Below are 15224 nucleotides of genomic sequence, written 5' to 3'. Positions count from 1 at the left end.
AAAGGCGCGACGATGGCCAGTTCCCCCCTCACCCCCCGTCTGCTCAAGGCCGGTCTCGTGCGCGTCGAGGCGCAGACCGGCGTGCTGATCGAGGTCGTGCCGCTGCAGTACAACCCCGACACCCTCTCCCGCACCCTGCAGCCGCGCGGCGCGACCGATGGCGCCCCGGCGGAGGAGGCGACCCGCCTCACCGGCCCGCCGACCGAGACGATCTCGCTGGAAGCCGAACTCGACGCCACCGATGCGCTGGAAAATGCCGAGCCGACCGACGATGCCGCCACGCTCGGCCTCTGGCCGCAGCTCGCGATCCTCGAACGGATGCTCTACCCCGGCCTCGCGGCGATGCGCGCGGCCCACGCACAGGCGGCGCGCGGTGCGATCGAGGTGCTGCCCGCGCCGGAACCGCTGACCGTCTTCGTCTGGGGCCGTTCGCGGGTGATGCCGGTGCGCCTGACCGACATGAGCGTGACCGAGGACGCCTTCGACACCGCGCTCAATCCGATCCGCGCGAAAGTGAAGCTGTCGCTGCGGGTGCTCAATGCCAACGACCTCGGCTTCACCAGCTGGCCTGCCTCGCTCTACCTTGCTTATCAGGGGCGCAAGGAGAGCCTCGCCGGGCGCTTCGGCGGACGGGCCTTGTCCGATCTGGGGCTGGAGGCGCTGCAATGAGCACGTCGCAGCTTCCCGTCCTGCCCGGCCTTACCCCCGGCGCCGAGCCCGCATTCGGCGCGACCAGCCGCTATCAGGGCCTGCCGCTCGCCACCGTCACGCTGCCAGACGGCAGTGACGCGGCCTACGTCACCCGGCGGCTGATCCCGCCGCCCGCAGCGTTCTCCCCCGCCGGGGTCGCCGAAATCGGAGTGAGCGACCGCGCCGACCTCGTCGCGGCGCGGGCCTACGGCCGGGCGGAACTGGACTGGCGCCTCGCCGACGCGGCCGGGCTGTCCGACATCGACGCGCTCGCCGCGACGCCCGGCTCGCGGGTCATGGTGCCCTTGCCCGGCCCCACGCATCAGGCGCAGGGCGATGCTTAGGGGCGCGCAGCTCTCGATCCGGACCGGGTTCATCACCCATGACCCGGTGCCGCCCGCGCTGATCGACGCGATCACCGAACTGCAGGTGACCCGCCAGTCCCCGCGCGGCGGTTTCCAGATGAAGCTGAACCTCGCCAAAGGCGGCGCGGTGGAGACCGAGATGCTCCCCGGTGGCATGTTCACGCCGGGCAAGCGGTTCATCTTCTCGCTCACCATCGACGGCCTGCGCACGGTGCTGCTCGACGGTTTCGTGGCCCGCTACGACGTCGCGCAGTCGAACGAGAGCGGCAAGGCCACCCTCAGCGTCACCGGCGGCGACGTGACGCAACTGATGGACCAGTACGACGTCACCGGCCTGCCGATGCCGGGGATGCCGCCGATGGGGCAGGTCGCCTTCATCCTCGCCCGGTGGACGCCGCTGGGTGTGATCGCCGCGATCCTTCCCCCGCCGAGCTGGACGATCCCCAATCCGGTGAACGGCTGGCACGTCCAGCAAGGCACCGACTACGGCCACGTCAACCGTCTCGCCCGCGATTGCGGCTACGTCTTCATGGTCGAGCCGACCGAGGAGGAAGGCGTGACGACCGCCTACTGGGGCCCGGACCTCGGCGGCCTGACGCCGGGCGGCAACTTCAACAGCCAGGGCTTCTCGATGCAGCCCGCGCTGACGGTGAACATGGATCAGGCATCCAACGTGCAGTCGCTGAACTTCACCTTCGACGGCACTCAGAAGTTGCTGCCCTACCTGCTCAGCCAGGAAGTGCGCGGCACCGGCCTCACCATCCCGATCCCCATTCCCGGAGAGGTCCTGAGCCCGCCGATGGGGCCGGGCTGGATACCTTATGCCCGTTTCTCCAAGCTCGCCGACCTCGGCCGCAATTCGGACCGGGAGACGCAGGCACGGCTCGACGTCCCCGAACTGGTCATGCGCGGGCTGGGAGAAGCCGCGCAGGCCAGCCGCGTGGTCGGTGCCTCGGGCACGCTCGACGTCGCGCGCTACGGCCGGGTGCTGGTGCCCGGGCGGCTGGTGCCGGTGCGCGGGGCCGGGCCGCATCACGACGGCGTCTACCTCGTCAAGTCGGTGACGACCTCGATCAAGCGCGGGGAACTCCGCCAGAACTTCCAGCTGGCGCGCAATGCGCACGGCTCATGGACACAGGAGGTGGCCGCATGACCGAGACCCGCCGCTATTACGGAAAGTATCGGGGCACGGTGATCAACAACATCGACCCGATGCAGACCGGCCGCCTGATGGTGCAGGTCCCCGACGGTCCCGGCCTCGCCCCCTCGACATGGGCAGAGCCGTGCTTTCCCGCCACCGGCAAGCAGATGGGCATGCACTGGTTGCCGCAGATCGGCGCGGGCGTGTGGGTGGAGTTCGAACAGGGCAACCTGAATTACCCGATCTGGACCGGGTGCTACTACCACAGCACCAGCGAAGTCCCGCCGCTGGCGATGGCGGGCACGCCCGGCCTGTCGAACTTCGTGATCCAGACCGCCGGGCAGAACACGCTGATGATCAGCGACACCCCCGGGCCGACCGGGGGCTTCCTGCTCAAGACCATGACCGGCGCGATGATCGCGATCAACGACGTCGGCATCACCATCACCAACGGCAAGGGCGCGACGATCATGCTCACGGGGCCGACCGTGACCGTGAACCAGGGCGCGCTGGTGGTGACCTGATGCCCGGCCCGGTCCTCCACGTCGGCGCGCTCGGCATGTGCCCCCACTCCGGGCAGATGAGCATCGCCCCCGGATCGCCGCGCGTCATGCTGGGCGGGATGCCCGCCGCGACCATGGCCGACATGGCGACGATCGCCGCCTGCCCGTTCCAGGTGCCGGTAGGCGCGGGCACCAAGCCCCAGCCCTGCATCACCGTGCAGTGGCTGGTGCCCGCCACCCGCGTCACCGCCGGAGGGCAGCCACTGATCCTCTCCACCTCGCCGGGCCTGTGCAAGAGCGCCGAGCAGATCCCGCAAGGCCCGCCCACTGTCACCACCGTGCAGACGAGAGTGATCGCGCAATGACCCAGCCAGCCACCTCGCAGGCGCCGCACATCGCCTTCCCCCTCGCCTTCGATTCCGGTGGTCGCACCGCCGCCATGAACGCCGAGGGCTATGTGCGGATGCTGATCGGCCAGCTCCTGCTGACCTCTCCCGGAGAGCGGGTGATGCGGCCCGACTTCGGCAGCGGCCTGCGGCAGATCCTGTTCGGCGGCAACGATCCCTCGATCGCCGTGGCCGTCGAACTCGGCCTGCAGGGCGCGCTCGGCCAGTGGCTCGGCGATCTGATCGAGGTCGGGCAGGTGGAAGTGACCATCGAGGAGGCCACCTTGCGCATCCGCGTCGCCTACGTCCTGCGCGCCAGCGGAGAACCGAAGCTGGCGACGATCGAAAGGCCGCTGCCATGACCGCCCGCTACCTCTGCCGCGAGGCGCGCCGCGTCGCGGCAGTGCGCGATACCCTGGGCGACCCGCAGCCCGACGCCATCAACGGCTTCGACTATCTGGAGATCGCCTCCCCGGATCAGACCCTGATCGACGTGTTCTTCGTCCATCCGCTGCCCGGCGAGACCGATGGCGTTCCCGCTTCGCCACCGCTGGTCGCCGCCAACTTCAGCGTGACCGGCGGCGACCGCGTGACCGGGATCGGCGTGGAGGAACTGATCGAAACCGACGGCAACCGGATACGCCTGCGCGTCAATGCCGCCGGGGACTTCTCCACTTACGTCCTGCACCTCGTCAGCGCGAGCGGGGAGGAGGAACCACCGCAGCGCTTCGACCCGCGCCTTGCCGCCATCGACTTCCTGTTCAAGGCCGGTTGCCCCAGCGAATTCGACTGCGCCCCCGTGCACCGCTGCCCCCCGCTCGTGGCCGAGGAACCGCGCATCGACTATCTCGCGAAGGACTACGCCAGCTTCCGCCGCGTCATGCTCGACAGGCTGGCGGTGCTGATGCCCGGCTGGCGCGACCGGGGCGCGGCCGATCCCTACCTCGCGCTGGTGGAGACGCTGGCTTACCACGCAGACCGGCTCAGCTACGCGCAGGACGCGGCGGGCACCGAAGCCTACCTCGGCACCGCGCGCAGCCGCATATCCCTGCGCCGCCACGCCCGGCTGGTCGACTACCGCGTGGACGAAGGCGCCAATGCCCGCACGATCGTCCACTTCGGCGTCGCGGCGGGATCGGCGATGGACGGCCGGGTGCTGCCCGCCGGTCAGCTCGTCGCCGGGATGCAGCCCGGGCGCGAGGCGGTGCTGAAGACCGCCGCGCAGCGCGACGCGGCGCTACGCTCGGGCGCGGCGATCTTCGAGACGATGGCCGACGTGACCTTGTGGTCCGCCCACGACGCGATCCCCATCCACACCTGGTCCGATGCGGCCTGCTGCCTGCCGCCCGGCGCGCTCGGCGTCACTCTGGTGGACGAGCCCCGGCTGAACCTTGCCCCCGGCGACCTGCTGATGCTGCTCCAGAGCGCCGATCCCGATACCGGCGCGGCCACTGACGCCGACCCGCGCCTGCGCCATGCGGTGCGGCTGACCGCCGTGCGCCACGCCGTCGATCCGGTGGACGGCACCCCGGTCTGCGACGTCGCGTGGGACGAGGAGGACGCCCTGCCCTTCGCGCTGCCTCTCGACAGCCTGAGCCTTGCCGGTGAAGTGCGTCCCTGCGCCCTCGCCATGGCGAACCTCGCCCCTGCCGATGCGGGGCATTGGGAGCCGCAGGCCACGCTCCTGCCCGACACCGCCCGGGACACGGACCGACCCTATCGTCCGCAACTGGCGCATGCCGGCGTCGTCTTCGCACCGGACTTCGCCGCATCGGGGCCGGTCTCCGGCTTTCTTGCCCCGCCCGCCCAAGCGCCCACCCATGCCGCGATCCAGCTGAACGACGGAGCGCAGGCATGGGACATCCTGCCCGACCTGCTCGGCGCCGACCGCTTCGCCCGCGCCGCCGTCGCCGAAGTCGAGCACGGCGGCACCGTGAGCTTGCGCTTCGGCGACGACCGGCTGGCCGTGCGGCCTGCCTTGGGCACACGCTTCTCCGTCGCCTACCGTCTGGGCGGCGGCGCGGCCGGAAACGTCGGGCGCGACGTGCTGCGCCACGTCGCCCTGCCCCCGCACGAAGGTATCGTCGCCGTCACCAACCCGCTCCCGGCGCAGGGCGGCCGCGACCGGGAGGATGCCGCGCACATCCGCCGCTTCGCCCCCGCCCGCGTCGCCCGGCAGGACCGCGCGGTGACCGAGGCCGACTATGCAGCCGCACTGGAGGAACTGCCCGGCGTCCAGCGCGCACAGGCGCGCATTCGCTGGACGGGAAGCTGGTACACCGTGTTCCTCATCGTCGACCGCATCGGCGGCTTGTCCGCGACGGACGACCCGGACTTCGCTGCGGACCTCTTCGCCCATCTGGAAGCGAAGCGCATGGCCGGTTTCGACCTCGAAGTCGCCGACCCGGTCCACGTGCCGCTCGACATCGTGATGCACGTCTGCGTCGATCCCGACGCGATCCTCGCCGATGTGCGGCAGCGGCTGGAGCGCACTTTCAGCGCGGCCACCGCGCCGGACGGGACGCCGGGGTTCTTCCATCCCGACCGCCGCAGCTTCGGCGACCCGGTGCACGCCAGCGCGATCCTCGCCGCTGCCGTGGGGGTGGAAGGCGTGCGATCGGCGATGCTGACGCGCTTCGGCCGTGCCGGGGCGCCGCCGATAGACCCGGTCGCCGACGGCGTGATCGCACCGACCGGCCCGGAACTGCTGCGGCTCGACAACGACCCCGACCATCCCGACCGGGGCCGCATCCGCTTCGACATGGAGGGCGGACGATGACCACTGACCCCGAATGCGCCTGCTTCGGTGGCGCAGACACGCAGCCGGACACGCCCGCTGCGAACCTCGCCATGATCCCGTGGCGACTGGCCACTCACGCAGGCTTCAACGGCGCGATGCTGGACCGGCTGCACAAGGCCCCGGCGCTCGCCCGGCTGACCACGCGCGACCCCGCCGACCCGGCCATCGCCCTGCTCGACGGCTGGGCCACTGCGCTCGACATCCTCGCCTTCTACAACGAGCGCATCGGCAACGAAGGTTTCCTGCGCCCCGCCACCGAGCGGCGTTCGGTGCTCGAACTGGCGCGGCTGATCGGCTATGCGCCCGCACCCGGCGTCTCCGCCTCGGCTTGGCTGGCGGTGACCTGCGACACCATTCCCGGTTCGCCGGAGGTCGTCTCGCTCCCCGTCGGGTCCGGGATCATGAGCATCCCTGGCCCCGACGAGAAGCCCCAGATCTTCGAAACCGACGCCGCCATTGACGCTCGCCCGGACTGGCAGGACCTGCGCGCCGAAAGCGTCCGCTACGTCGCCCCGAAGGCGGGGGACGACAGGCTCATGCTGCAGCCGCCCACGCAGCTGCGCACCGGCGACATGGTGCTGATCGTCGGCTCCGAGCGGGACACCGCGACCACCAGCCCCCGCTGGCAGGCCCGCCGCGTCGCAGGCGTGACCGATGTGCCTCCCGACACCGCCGACCAGATCCCGGCACGCAGCGAAGTCGTCCTCGAAGCACCGCTCGGCACCGCCGCTGCCATCCCGCAGCTGGCGCCCCGCGTCTTCGCTCTGCGCCAGCGCGCCAGCCTGTTCGGGCACAATGCGCCCGCGTGGGAGTCGTTGCCCCTCGCCCTGCGCGTCGGCGAATTCCTGCCGATCGCCGCAGCCGCGCTGGAGGCTAAGGCGATCAAGCGGGCCATCGTGGGCGGCATCGGCGACACCGCCGTAAGCGCGATCGGCTACGGCGGCATCCTGGACGACATCAGCGAGATCATCGAGTTCGACACCACCCGCAAGCTCGCGCCCGGCCTTTATGCGCGCAGGCGTTCCAGCTGGGCCGATGCGCCGTTCCCCGCCACCCGCGACTATGTCGATCTCGACCAGGTCTACGAACGCTTCGTGGCGGGAAGCTGGGTCGTGCTGCGCGCCGGGACGACTATGGAGACCTACAAGGTCACCGAAGCCAGCGAGATCAGCGTCAGCGATTTCGGCATGTCCGGCAAGGTCACCCGCCTGAAGCTGAGCGGCCCTGCGATGACGGCCTTCTCGCCGCGCTCGACCACCGTGCACGGCGTCAGCGAATTGCTCGGCTGGGCGATGACGCCGGTGACCGAAACCGTCAGCGGCAAGAGCGTGACGCTGAGCCGCCACGTTGCCGGGCTTTCGGTCGGCCAGCGCGTCGCCCTGACCGGTTCCGAGGCCGCAAGCGGCGCGGCGGCCGCGCGCATCCTCACCATCGCCCAGATCGGCACGGTCGCGGCGGGCGGCGACGCGCCGCAACTCGCTCCCCCGGCGCGGGACGCCACCCGCCTGACCTTCACCGCCGAGATCGACCCGCCGCTCACCCCGCGCAGCCTGCGGATCAACGCCAACGTCGTCGCCGCCAGCCACGGCGAAACGCGCGAGGACGCCATCGGCAACGGCGATGCGACGCTCGCTTTCCAGGCCGTCGCGCTTCCCGGCAAGCCGCTGACCTGGGTATCGGCCCCCACGCCGCTCGGCCGCGCGAGCACGCTGGAACTGCGCATCGGACCCGCCCGCTGGCGCGAAGTCGCGGATTTCGTCGGTGCAGGCCCGCGCGACCGGGTGTTCACCACCCGCACCGCCGACGACGGCACCGTCACCATCCAGTTCGGCGACGGCGTGACCGGCGCGCGCCCGCCGAGCGGCAAGGGCAACCTGATCGCCCGCTACCGCATCGGCACCGGCCTTGTCGGGATGCTCAGGGCCGGGCAGCTGAGCCAGCCGCTGCAGCGGCCCGCCGGACTCTCGGGCGTGATCAACCCGCTCCCTGCATCGGGCGCCGAAGACCCCGAGACCCTCGCCACCGCACGCGCCAATGCGCCGAGCACCGTGCGCACGATGGCCCGCATAGTCAGCCTCGCCGACGCGGCGGACTATGCGCGCACGTTCGCCGGGATCGGCAAGGCCGACGCCACCCTTGTACGCGACCGAACGCTGCGCGCCGTCGTCCTGACAATCGCCGACACGCGCGGCGGCGCCCCCCTGCCCGGCGACGCGCTGTTCGACAATCTGGAGCAGTCGATCGCGTCCGTGCGCAGCGGCGGGGACTATGCCGGGCAACGCCACGGCCTGCCGATCGCGCTCGCCCCCTACCGATCACGCCGATTTGTCCTGCACGCCGGGCTGGTACTTGCCGCCGATGCGGTCGCCGCCACGGTCATGGCCGCCGCGCGCGAGGCGCTGCTGGCCGCCTTCGGGTTCGCGGCGCGCGCCTTCGCCCATCCCGCCAGCCTCGCCGAAGTCTCCGCCGTGCTGCACGCGGTCGACGGCGTGACCGCCGCGCGGTTCACCCGCTTCCACCGGCAGGACCAGTCCGCCTCGGTTGCCCCCGTCCTTCCCGCGGCCACCGCCGCGCGCCTCGGCAACGGGTGGCAGGGCGCGGAACTGCTGACGATCGATCCCGCCGCCCTCCAGCTGACGCAGGTGCAATGATGCGCATGGATGCAGATCGCCTATACACCGCCTTGCCCGCCTATCTGCGCGAGGCCGACCTCGATGCCGGGGGAGTTGTCGCCGCGCTGTTCGACATCATGGGCGGGGAGGCCGACCGCGTCGCCCGCGCCATCGAGGAACTGAGCGAGAGCTGGTTCATCGAGACCTGCCCGGAATGGGCCGTACCCTACATCGCCGACCTCCTCGCCGTGCGGGCGCTGACCCCGACCGAGAACTTCTCCGAGCGTGCATGGGTGGCGCAGACCGTCGGCCTGCGGCGGCGCAAGGGCACGCTGGGCATCATTGGCACCCTGACCCGCGCGACGACGGGCTGGCCCGCCGTGCCGGCCGAGATGTTCCGCCGCCTCGCCACCACGCAGGCGCTGCGCCACTTGCGCCTCGACGCGCCCGCTACCGCCACGGTGCGCGAACCGGAGCGGATGCGGCGCCACGACACCGCCTTCGACGCGCTGCCGCACACGCTCGACATCCGCCCCATCGCGCGCGGGCGGGGCCGCTACAACGTGCCAAACATCGGCATCTTCGCGTGGCGCCAGCAGGTCTACCCGCTTGCCGCCGTGGAAGCCGCGCCTGCCGGACCGGGGCGCTTCCTTTGCGATCCTGCGGGGCGGGAACTGCCCTTGTGGAACCCGCCAAGCCCGCTTGCTGCCGACGTTCCGGCGGGCGAGGCCGACCTGCCCACTCTACTCGACCGGCGCAGGCTGTATCTCGAACTGGAAGCCATGCGCGCCGACATGGCGGCGGGACGCACGCCCACGCCGCTGTGGTTCGACGATCGCCCGCCGGTCCAACTCTGGGTGCAAGCCAGCACGGGCGATGCCTTCGTCGCGGTGCCCTCCGCCGAACTGGCCAGCGCGGACCTGCATGACGTGGCCGACGCGCGCGGATGGCGACGGCCTCCTGCGACGCTCGACTACCTCGATGCCACGGGAAGCACCGTGACCCGGCCGATCACCGCCGCCTTCGATCCGATGCGCGGCCGCGTCGCCTTTCCCGAAGGCGTAGAGCCTGCGGGCGTCCACGTCAGCCACGCCCTCGCGGCGCCGGGCGACCTCGGCGGCGGCCCCTACGATCGCAGCACCGCAATCGCCACGCTGCTCGGCGGGCGCGAGATCACCTGGCAGGTCGGCGTCAGCCGTCGCCGCGCTCCGCTTCCGGGAATCATGCTCGCCAGCTTGGCCGAGGCCGTTGCCTTGTGGAACGCGCAGCCTGCCGGGACCGTGGGCGCCATCGTCCTGCTCGACAACGACCGCTTCGACGAGGACCTGACCGGCCCGCGCACGATCGCCCTGCCGCGCGGCAGCCTGCTGCTCCTCGCCAGCGCCGACTGGCCGGAAACCCCGCGCGAGGGCGGCGGCAGCGACCTTCGCCCCGGCTCCCTCACCGCCCGCGACCGGCGCGCCTGCGTGACCGGCGACATCACCGTCGCCGGGACCGCTCCGGCCGATGCGCTCGATCCCGGCGCGCTGGTGATCGACGGCCTGCTGGTCGGCGGCGCGCTCAGGGTGGCGGCAGACGGGTCCGCGAACCTCGGCGAACTGGTCGTGTCCAACAGCACCGTGCTCGGCGCGGACGGCCTCACCATCGCCGGGGACCACGACCGGCTGAACGTGACCCTGCGCCGCAGCGTCCTGCCCGCTCTTTCCGCGCCCGCGACGGTGCCGGGGCTGGACGTGACGGAAAGCGTGGTGCTCGGCGCTCTAACGATGCCCGGAGCGCGCACGGCACTCGCAGGAGCGACCGTTCTCGGCCAGACACAGGTGCGTTCGATCACCGCCAGCGACTGCATCTTCGCCCGCACGCTCGCGGCGACGCGGCGGCAGGTGGGATGCCTGCGCTACTCGCTGGTTCCACCCGGATCCACCGGCCCGCGCCAGTTCCGCTGCCAGCCCGACCTCGCCATTCGCGAAGCCGGCGCGGCCGCAGATCAGGCCGCCATCGCCGCGCGTCTGGGCCTCGCCTTCGAGACGCTGGAGCCGGGCGCTGCAGGTTTCGCGCGCCTCTCGTGGGGCAGCGATCCCGCGCTGACGCAAGGCGCGGCGAACGGCGGTCCGATGGGCGTCTGGCGCTTCCTCGAGGAGCCGCAGCGCCGCGCCAACCTTGCCATCGCGCTCGACGAATACCTGGGCCTCGGCCTCGAAGCCGGACTGCTGCCGGCCAGCTGATCATGCAGGAGAAGGACGAATGAAAGGCGATTTTTCCCGGCTGCGGTTCGATCCCGCCCGCCAGTACGAGGCCGTCCTGCTGCAACAGGGCCGCGTCGCGCTCGACGCCGACAGTAACGAGGCCAGCGCGATCCAGCTCCACCGCGACAGGCGCACCGCCGCAGACCTGATCGGCCCATCCGGCGCGCCGCAGGGCGATGCCGGGTTCGCGATCACCGTCGAGGCGGCAGGCAAGCTGGGGGTCGGCGCGGGCACGCTCTACGTCGACGGCGTGCGCTGCATGAACCCCGGCAAGTTCCTTCACGACGCGCAGCCCTTCCTGCCTGCCGGAGCGCCGGTCTTCGTCACGGCGGACGGCAGCCGCTCGGCCAGCCCGGCGGACGGGCGCTACATCGCCTTCGTCGACGTCTGGCACCGCCACGTCACCGCGATCGAGGACGATGAACTCGTCGAGGAAGCGCTGGGCGTGGATACCACGACGCGGCTGCAGGTGGTCGAGCAGGTCGGTTTCCTTCGGGCAGGCGATGCGGGCGACGGCGCGGTGACCTGCGACGCGGCGGTGCCGGGGTGGACCTCCTTCATCCAGCGCCCGAACGGCACGATCGCCGCGCGCGGCAAGCCCGCCGACACCGAGGCCAACCCTTGCGCCTTTCCCGAGACCGCAGGCTATCAGCGGCTCGAAAACCACCTCTACCGCGTCGAGATCCACAAGCCCGGCACGGCAGGCGGAGGGGCGACCTTCAAGTGGTCGCGCGACAATGCTGCCTTCGCCACGCGCTGGCTGGAAAGCAATGGCGATACCCTGACCCTCGCCGAGACCGGCCGCGACGCGGTAAGCGGCCTGAGCCCCGGCCAGTGGATCGAACTGATCGACGACGACGCCGAACTTGCCGGCCGCCCCGGAACGCTGGTGCGCATCGTCAGCCTGACCGGCAACCGCGTCCGGCTCGACGCGCCGACTGCCGACGGGCCGATCGCGATCAACTCCTTCGGTCGCAATCCCAAGGTCCGCGCGTGGGATTCGCCCGGTGCCGTTGCCATCACCGTGCCCGGCACCAACGACGGTTTCCTGCCGCTGGAAAGCGGGCTGGAGGTCGCCTTCCTCGCCGGGGGCGCCTATCGCTCGGGCGACTGGTGGGTGATCCCTGCCCGCAGCGGCAGCGGGATCGACTGGCCCGAGAGCAGCGGTGTCCCCGCACAGCAGTCACCGCAGGGCATCGAACATGCCTATGCCCGCCTCGCCGTGCTCGACTGCACCGGCGGCGCGTGGACTTTCGTGGGCGACTGCCGCCCTCTGTTCCCGCCGCTTACCCGGATGCGCCAGTTGGCGCTACTCGGCGGCGACGGGCAGGAGGCAATGCCCGATCCGACCCAGCCGACGCGCCTGTGTCCCCTCGCCGACCTGCTGCGCGTCGGCGTGTTTCGCGGGACCACGCCGGTCCAGAATGCCCGCGTACGCTTCAAGGTGCTGACGGGCAGCGGGGGGCTCAACGTCATTCCGCCCGCGAGCGGCTTCTCCAGCGTCATCGCCCTCACCGACGACAAAGGTGAGGCGACCGTCGCCTGGGCACTCGACGCCGCTACCGCGACCCAGCAGGTCCGCGCCGAACTCATCGATTCCACCGATGCGCGGGTGGGCCTTGCCGTCACCTTCGGGGCCAGCCTCTCCACCGCCGCGCGCGTGTCCTACGACCCGGCGGCCACGCCCAGCCTCGCCGGGATCGTCACCGTCCAGCGCGCGATCGAGGAACTGGCCAATCGGGTCGGCGGCGGCTGCGTGGAAGTCACGCTCTCGCCCGGCACCGACTGGGTGAAGACCCTCAGCGAACTGCCCAAAGGCGAGGACGTCACCATCTGCTTCCGGCAGGGCCGGTTCGAGACCGGGGAGCCGGTGATCCTGACCGGCCTCGGCCACGTCGTCATCCACGGCGGCGGAGCGGCCAGCCAGGTGCTGTGCAGCGAGGGGGAGAGCGTGCTGGAGTTCATCGACTGCGCCAGCCTCTCGATGCGCGAGCTGACCGTCGCCGCGACCGCCGATCTCCTCGACCACAAGCCCCGCCGCCGGGGCGCGATCACCGCCATCGGGGTCGATACCGTGACGCTCGAGGACCTGACCGTCACGTGCGGCACCGCGCGCGGAAACGAGCGGACCTGCGTGACCGTGTCCGGCACGCAGCGCGACGGCAAGCCCGTTCCGGTCAGCTTCGTGCGGATCGTCGATTGCGCCTTCACTTGCGGCTTCGGGCAGGACGGCGTGCTGGTCACCGACGCCATCGACTCCGTTATCGAGGGCAACCGCCTGCGCGTCTCGCCCCTGCCGGAGCCGTTCACGCTGGAGGAACTCGCCGCCGATCCGCGTCGCCACGGGATGCTGGCAAGGCACCTTGCCCGCGACTTCACCCCGGCCGAGACGCGCACGCCGGTGCCGGGCAATGCAGTCCTCGTCGGACCATACGCGGTGAGCATGGCCTCGATGGTCGAGGCCCCCGAATGGCGCAAGCTGGTCGCCGCCGAACCGCCCGCCGCCGCCGACACGGCCAGCGCCGACGCGGTGCAAGCCTACATGCGCCGCCTGACCGACAAGGCGCTGGCGGACACTTCCGCCACGTCCGCCTTCCGCGCGCCCGCCGACCGCGTGCGCAAGGTCATGGGGCGACAGACCGGCATCCAGCTATCGCCCGAACTGCTCGGCGACCTCATCCGCGGCGGCGAGATGACGGTGGCCGAGGCACCGAAACCCGCTGCCACGGACAGCAAGGGCCTGATCACCATTCCCGCCGGGCAATGGCGCGTCGCCTTCGAATCCGAGATCGATCAGGAAACCTGGATCCGCATCGCCCGCGAATTCGCGCAGGAGATCACCGCGGAAACCGAGGAGCGCACCTGGGACGCTATCGCTGACCTGACCCGCCGCTTCGTCACCGATCCCGACCTGCGCGCCAAGTTCCCCGCCGTCGCGGCGTGGTTCGAGCGACTGCGCAAAGGTCTCGGCGTGGTCGGCGGACAGGCGATCGTCGTCGCCGGTGGCCAGGGGCGTACAACCCGCATCGCCCGCAACGACATCGCCGCCTTCCTCGAAGGCGCCCACGTCGCGCTGGCCCGCGAGGGCGACGGCCCCGGGGACCACCGGGACTTCGCCAGCGTCGCCGTCATCGCCAACCGCATGGCGCTGCGCCTGCCGGTCGAGTACTTGTGGGGCGGTCACGGCATCTACGTGGGCAATGCCGCGCAGGTGCGGGTGAACGAGAACGAACTGGACTTCGCCCCCGGCAACGACCGCCGCTTCCACGAGGGCATCCGTATCTGGGGCTGGCTCGGGCGGTTCCTGCACGCCAATGCCAACGCCATCACGCTGGCCCGCATCGGCATCCGCGTGGTCTCCGAAGGCAAGCCGCAGGACGAGACGGTGCAGTGGCTCGCGGCGGACAACCTCGCCGTGGGGGCGGGGGTCTGTGTCGAGGCGCCGGGCTGGATGCGGCTGCGGGACAACGTGCCGTGATGATCGTCGTCCCGGACTTGCTCCGGGACGACGAGTGCACCTTACTTCACCGTAGCGATGGCCTCTATCTCGATCAGGAACTCGGGCATCGCCAGCGCCGAGACACCGACCACGGTGTTCGAGGCGGGCACCACATCACCGTAGAACGCGCCCAGTTCCGGCCCGATCGCGGCCAGCATCGAGACGTCGTAGTTCACGATGAAGGTACGCAGGCGCAGCACCGCTTCAGGGCCGACGCCCTGCGAAGCCAGCACGTCCTTGATGTTCGCCAGCGCCTGACGCGCCTGAAGGCCCACGTCCGATCCGCCGACCACGTTGTAGTCCTTGTCCCAGGCCACCTGGCCCGAGAGGTGCAGGGTGCCGGTCGCCTCGTCGAGCGTGGCGTGCGAGAAACCGTACTGGACGCTGGGATAGAGCGTCTCGGGATTGATGCGGGTGCTGGTCATGGCAGGCTCCTGTCAGAAAAGGTCAGTCGACGATCTCGAGCTGGTGGCCCCAGGGGTCGAGAATATAGAGGTTCTTCTTGCCCGCCAGCGGACCCTCGGTGATGTCGATGGTCTCCATCGGCGTGCAGCCATGAGCGGCGAGATAGGCCTTGGCCTTCTCCACATCGTCCACCTTGATGCCGAGGTGATGCCCGCCCGCGTCGCAGTTGCGCGGCAGGGTCGCGGAGCGATCGGCGGGCTTGTCGTACTGGACGAGCTGGAAGTTGAGGTTCGCCGTCAGCTTGAGCATGATGAGCGTCAGGCAGGCGCCGGGCACGTTGACGTGGCTTTCCATCCAGTCGCGGCCGTCCTCGCCCACCGGGATCTGCGCGGCGTCGAGCGGGCCCATGCGGAACAGTTCGGTGGCGCCGAAGACGTCCTTGTACCACTGCGCGACGATGTCGGCATCGGCCACGGTCCAGGATACGTGATCGGCCTCGATGAAGATGGGGCGGTCGGACGCGGCGTCGGTCATGGGAATCTCCGGCTGGGAAGCGGCCAGCCTACGCCGCACGAGT

At 70.9% G+C, this 15224-nt stretch carries 12 protein-coding genes; 10 read left to right on the top strand and 2 right to left on the bottom strand.

Translation table 11 applies throughout. The annotated features are described in order from the left end of the window. The first annotated feature begins 12 nt into the window (after positions 1–12). From PKE80_RS22560 to PKE80_RS22515, 10 genes are read left to right on the top strand one after another with little or no spacing between them, the layout of a single operon-like run. Positions 13–669: a hypothetical protein gene (locus tag PKE80_RS22560; RefSeq protein ID WP_008831695.1), complete on the top strand. Its 657-nt coding sequence runs from the start codon at positions 13–15 to the stop codon at positions 667–669. Then, positions 666–1034, top strand: coding sequence for a hypothetical protein (locus PKE80_RS22555; protein ID WP_271184455.1), 369 nt, complete (start codon positions 666–668; stop codon positions 1032–1034). Before PKE80_RS22560 ends, PKE80_RS22555 begins: the two co-directional genes overlap by 4 nt. Continuing rightward, complete coding sequence (locus tag PKE80_RS22550; RefSeq protein ID WP_271184454.1) at positions 1027–2208, top strand: hypothetical protein; 1182 nt, start codon at positions 1027–1029, stop codon at positions 2206–2208. Before PKE80_RS22555 ends, PKE80_RS22550 begins: the two co-directional genes overlap by 8 nt. Next, a complete protein-coding gene (locus tag PKE80_RS22545; protein ID WP_008831698.1) occupies positions 2205–2720 on the top strand; it encodes a phage baseplate assembly protein V in 516 nt (171 codons plus the stop codon). Before PKE80_RS22550 ends, PKE80_RS22545 begins: the two co-directional genes overlap by 4 nt. Then, positions 2720–3064 carry a PAAR domain-containing protein gene (locus PKE80_RS22540; protein ID WP_271184453.1) on the top strand — a complete coding sequence of 115 codons (345 nt, stop codon included), beginning with the start codon at positions 2720–2722 and terminating at the stop codon, positions 3062–3064. Before PKE80_RS22545 ends, PKE80_RS22540 begins: the two co-directional genes overlap by 1 nt. Next, the gene (locus PKE80_RS22535; RefSeq protein ID WP_271184452.1) at positions 3061–3447 is read left to right on the top strand and encodes a GPW/gp25 family protein; all 387 of its coding nucleotides are present in this window, start codon (positions 3061–3063) and stop codon (positions 3445–3447) included. The genes PKE80_RS22540 and PKE80_RS22535 overlap by 4 nt, the downstream gene beginning before the upstream one ends. Next, positions 3444–5864 carry a baseplate J/gp47 family protein gene (locus tag PKE80_RS22530; protein WP_271184451.1) on the top strand — a complete coding sequence of 807 codons (2421 nt, stop codon included), beginning with the start codon at positions 3444–3446 and terminating at the stop codon, positions 5862–5864. The genes PKE80_RS22535 and PKE80_RS22530 overlap by 4 nt, the downstream gene beginning before the upstream one ends. After that, a complete protein-coding gene (locus PKE80_RS22525) occupies positions 5861–8536 on the top strand; it encodes a baseplate J/gp47 family protein (RefSeq protein ID WP_271184450.1) in 2676 nt (891 codons plus the stop codon). Before PKE80_RS22530 ends, PKE80_RS22525 begins: the two co-directional genes overlap by 4 nt. A 5-nt stretch (positions 8537–8541) precedes the next feature. Then, positions 8542–10722: a hypothetical protein gene (locus PKE80_RS22520; protein WP_271184449.1), complete on the top strand. Its 2181-nt coding sequence runs from the start codon at positions 8542–8544 to the stop codon at positions 10720–10722. A 19-nt stretch (positions 10723–10741) separates the two neighbouring features. Continuing rightward, positions 10742–14221 carry a DUF6519 domain-containing protein gene (locus tag PKE80_RS22515; RefSeq protein ID WP_271184448.1) on the top strand — a complete coding sequence of 1160 codons (3480 nt, stop codon included), beginning with the start codon at positions 10742–10744 and terminating at the stop codon, positions 14219–14221. A 41-nt stretch (positions 14222–14262) separates the two neighbouring features. Here PKE80_RS22515 and PKE80_RS22510 read toward each other — a convergent pair whose 3' ends face one another. Continuing rightward, the gene (locus PKE80_RS22510) at positions 14263–14667 is read right to left on the bottom strand and encodes a RidA family protein (protein WP_008831705.1); all 405 of its coding nucleotides are present in this window, start codon (positions 14665–14667) and stop codon (positions 14263–14265) included. 22 nt (positions 14668–14689) lie between these two features. Then, positions 14690–15181 (bottom strand): VOC family protein, encoded by a 492-nt coding sequence (locus PKE80_RS22505; protein WP_271184447.1) that lies wholly within the window; start codon positions 15179–15181, stop codon positions 14690–14692. Positions 15182–15224: the final 43 nt, after the last annotated feature.

It is taken from the genome of Novosphingobium resinovorum (assembly GCF_027922145.1).
Taxonomy (GTDB): domain Bacteria; phylum Pseudomonadota; class Alphaproteobacteria; order Sphingomonadales; family Sphingomonadaceae; genus Novosphingobium; species Novosphingobium resinovorum.
This window is presented reverse-complemented; position numbering and strand designations above follow the sequence as displayed.

Excerpts from the sequence above, each read along its gene's own strand:
- PKE80_RS22540 (WP_271184453.1), top strand. The coding sequence starts at position 2,720 with ATGCCCGGCCCGGTCCTCCACGTCGGCGCGCTCGGCATGTGCCCCCAC.
- PKE80_RS22525 (WP_271184450.1), top strand. The coding sequence starts at position 5,861 with ATGACCACTGACCCCGAATGCGCCTGCTTCGGTGGCGCAGACACGCAG.
- PKE80_RS22510 (WP_008831705.1), bottom strand. The coding sequence starts at position 14,667 with ATGACCAGCACCCGCATCAATCCCGAGACGCTCTATCCCAGCGTCCAG.
- PKE80_RS22545 (WP_008831698.1), top strand. The coding sequence starts at position 2,205 with ATGACCGAGACCCGCCGCTATTACGGAAAGTATCGGGGCACGGTGATC.
- PKE80_RS22515 (WP_271184448.1), top strand. The coding sequence starts at position 10,742 with ATGAAAGGCGATTTTTCCCGGCTGCGGTTCGATCCCGCCCGCCAGTAC.
- PKE80_RS22505 (WP_271184447.1), bottom strand. The coding sequence starts at position 15,181 with ATGACCGACGCCGCGTCCGACCGCCCCATCTTCATCGAGGCCGATCAC.
- PKE80_RS22520 (WP_271184449.1), top strand. The coding sequence starts at position 8,542 with ATGGATGCAGATCGCCTATACACCGCCTTGCCCGCCTATCTGCGCGAG.
- PKE80_RS22550 (WP_271184454.1), top strand. The coding sequence starts at position 1,027 with ATGCTTAGGGGCGCGCAGCTCTCGATCCGGACCGGGTTCATCACCCAT.
- PKE80_RS22535 (WP_271184452.1), top strand. The coding sequence starts at position 3,061 with ATGACCCAGCCAGCCACCTCGCAGGCGCCGCACATCGCCTTCCCCCTC.
- PKE80_RS22555 (WP_271184455.1), top strand. The coding sequence starts at position 666 with ATGAGCACGTCGCAGCTTCCCGTCCTGCCCGGCCTTACCCCCGGCGCC.
- PKE80_RS22530 (WP_271184451.1), top strand. The coding sequence starts at position 3,444 with ATGACCGCCCGCTACCTCTGCCGCGAGGCGCGCCGCGTCGCGGCAGTG.
- PKE80_RS22560 (WP_008831695.1), top strand. The coding sequence starts at position 13 with ATGGCCAGTTCCCCCCTCACCCCCCGTCTGCTCAAGGCCGGTCTCGTG.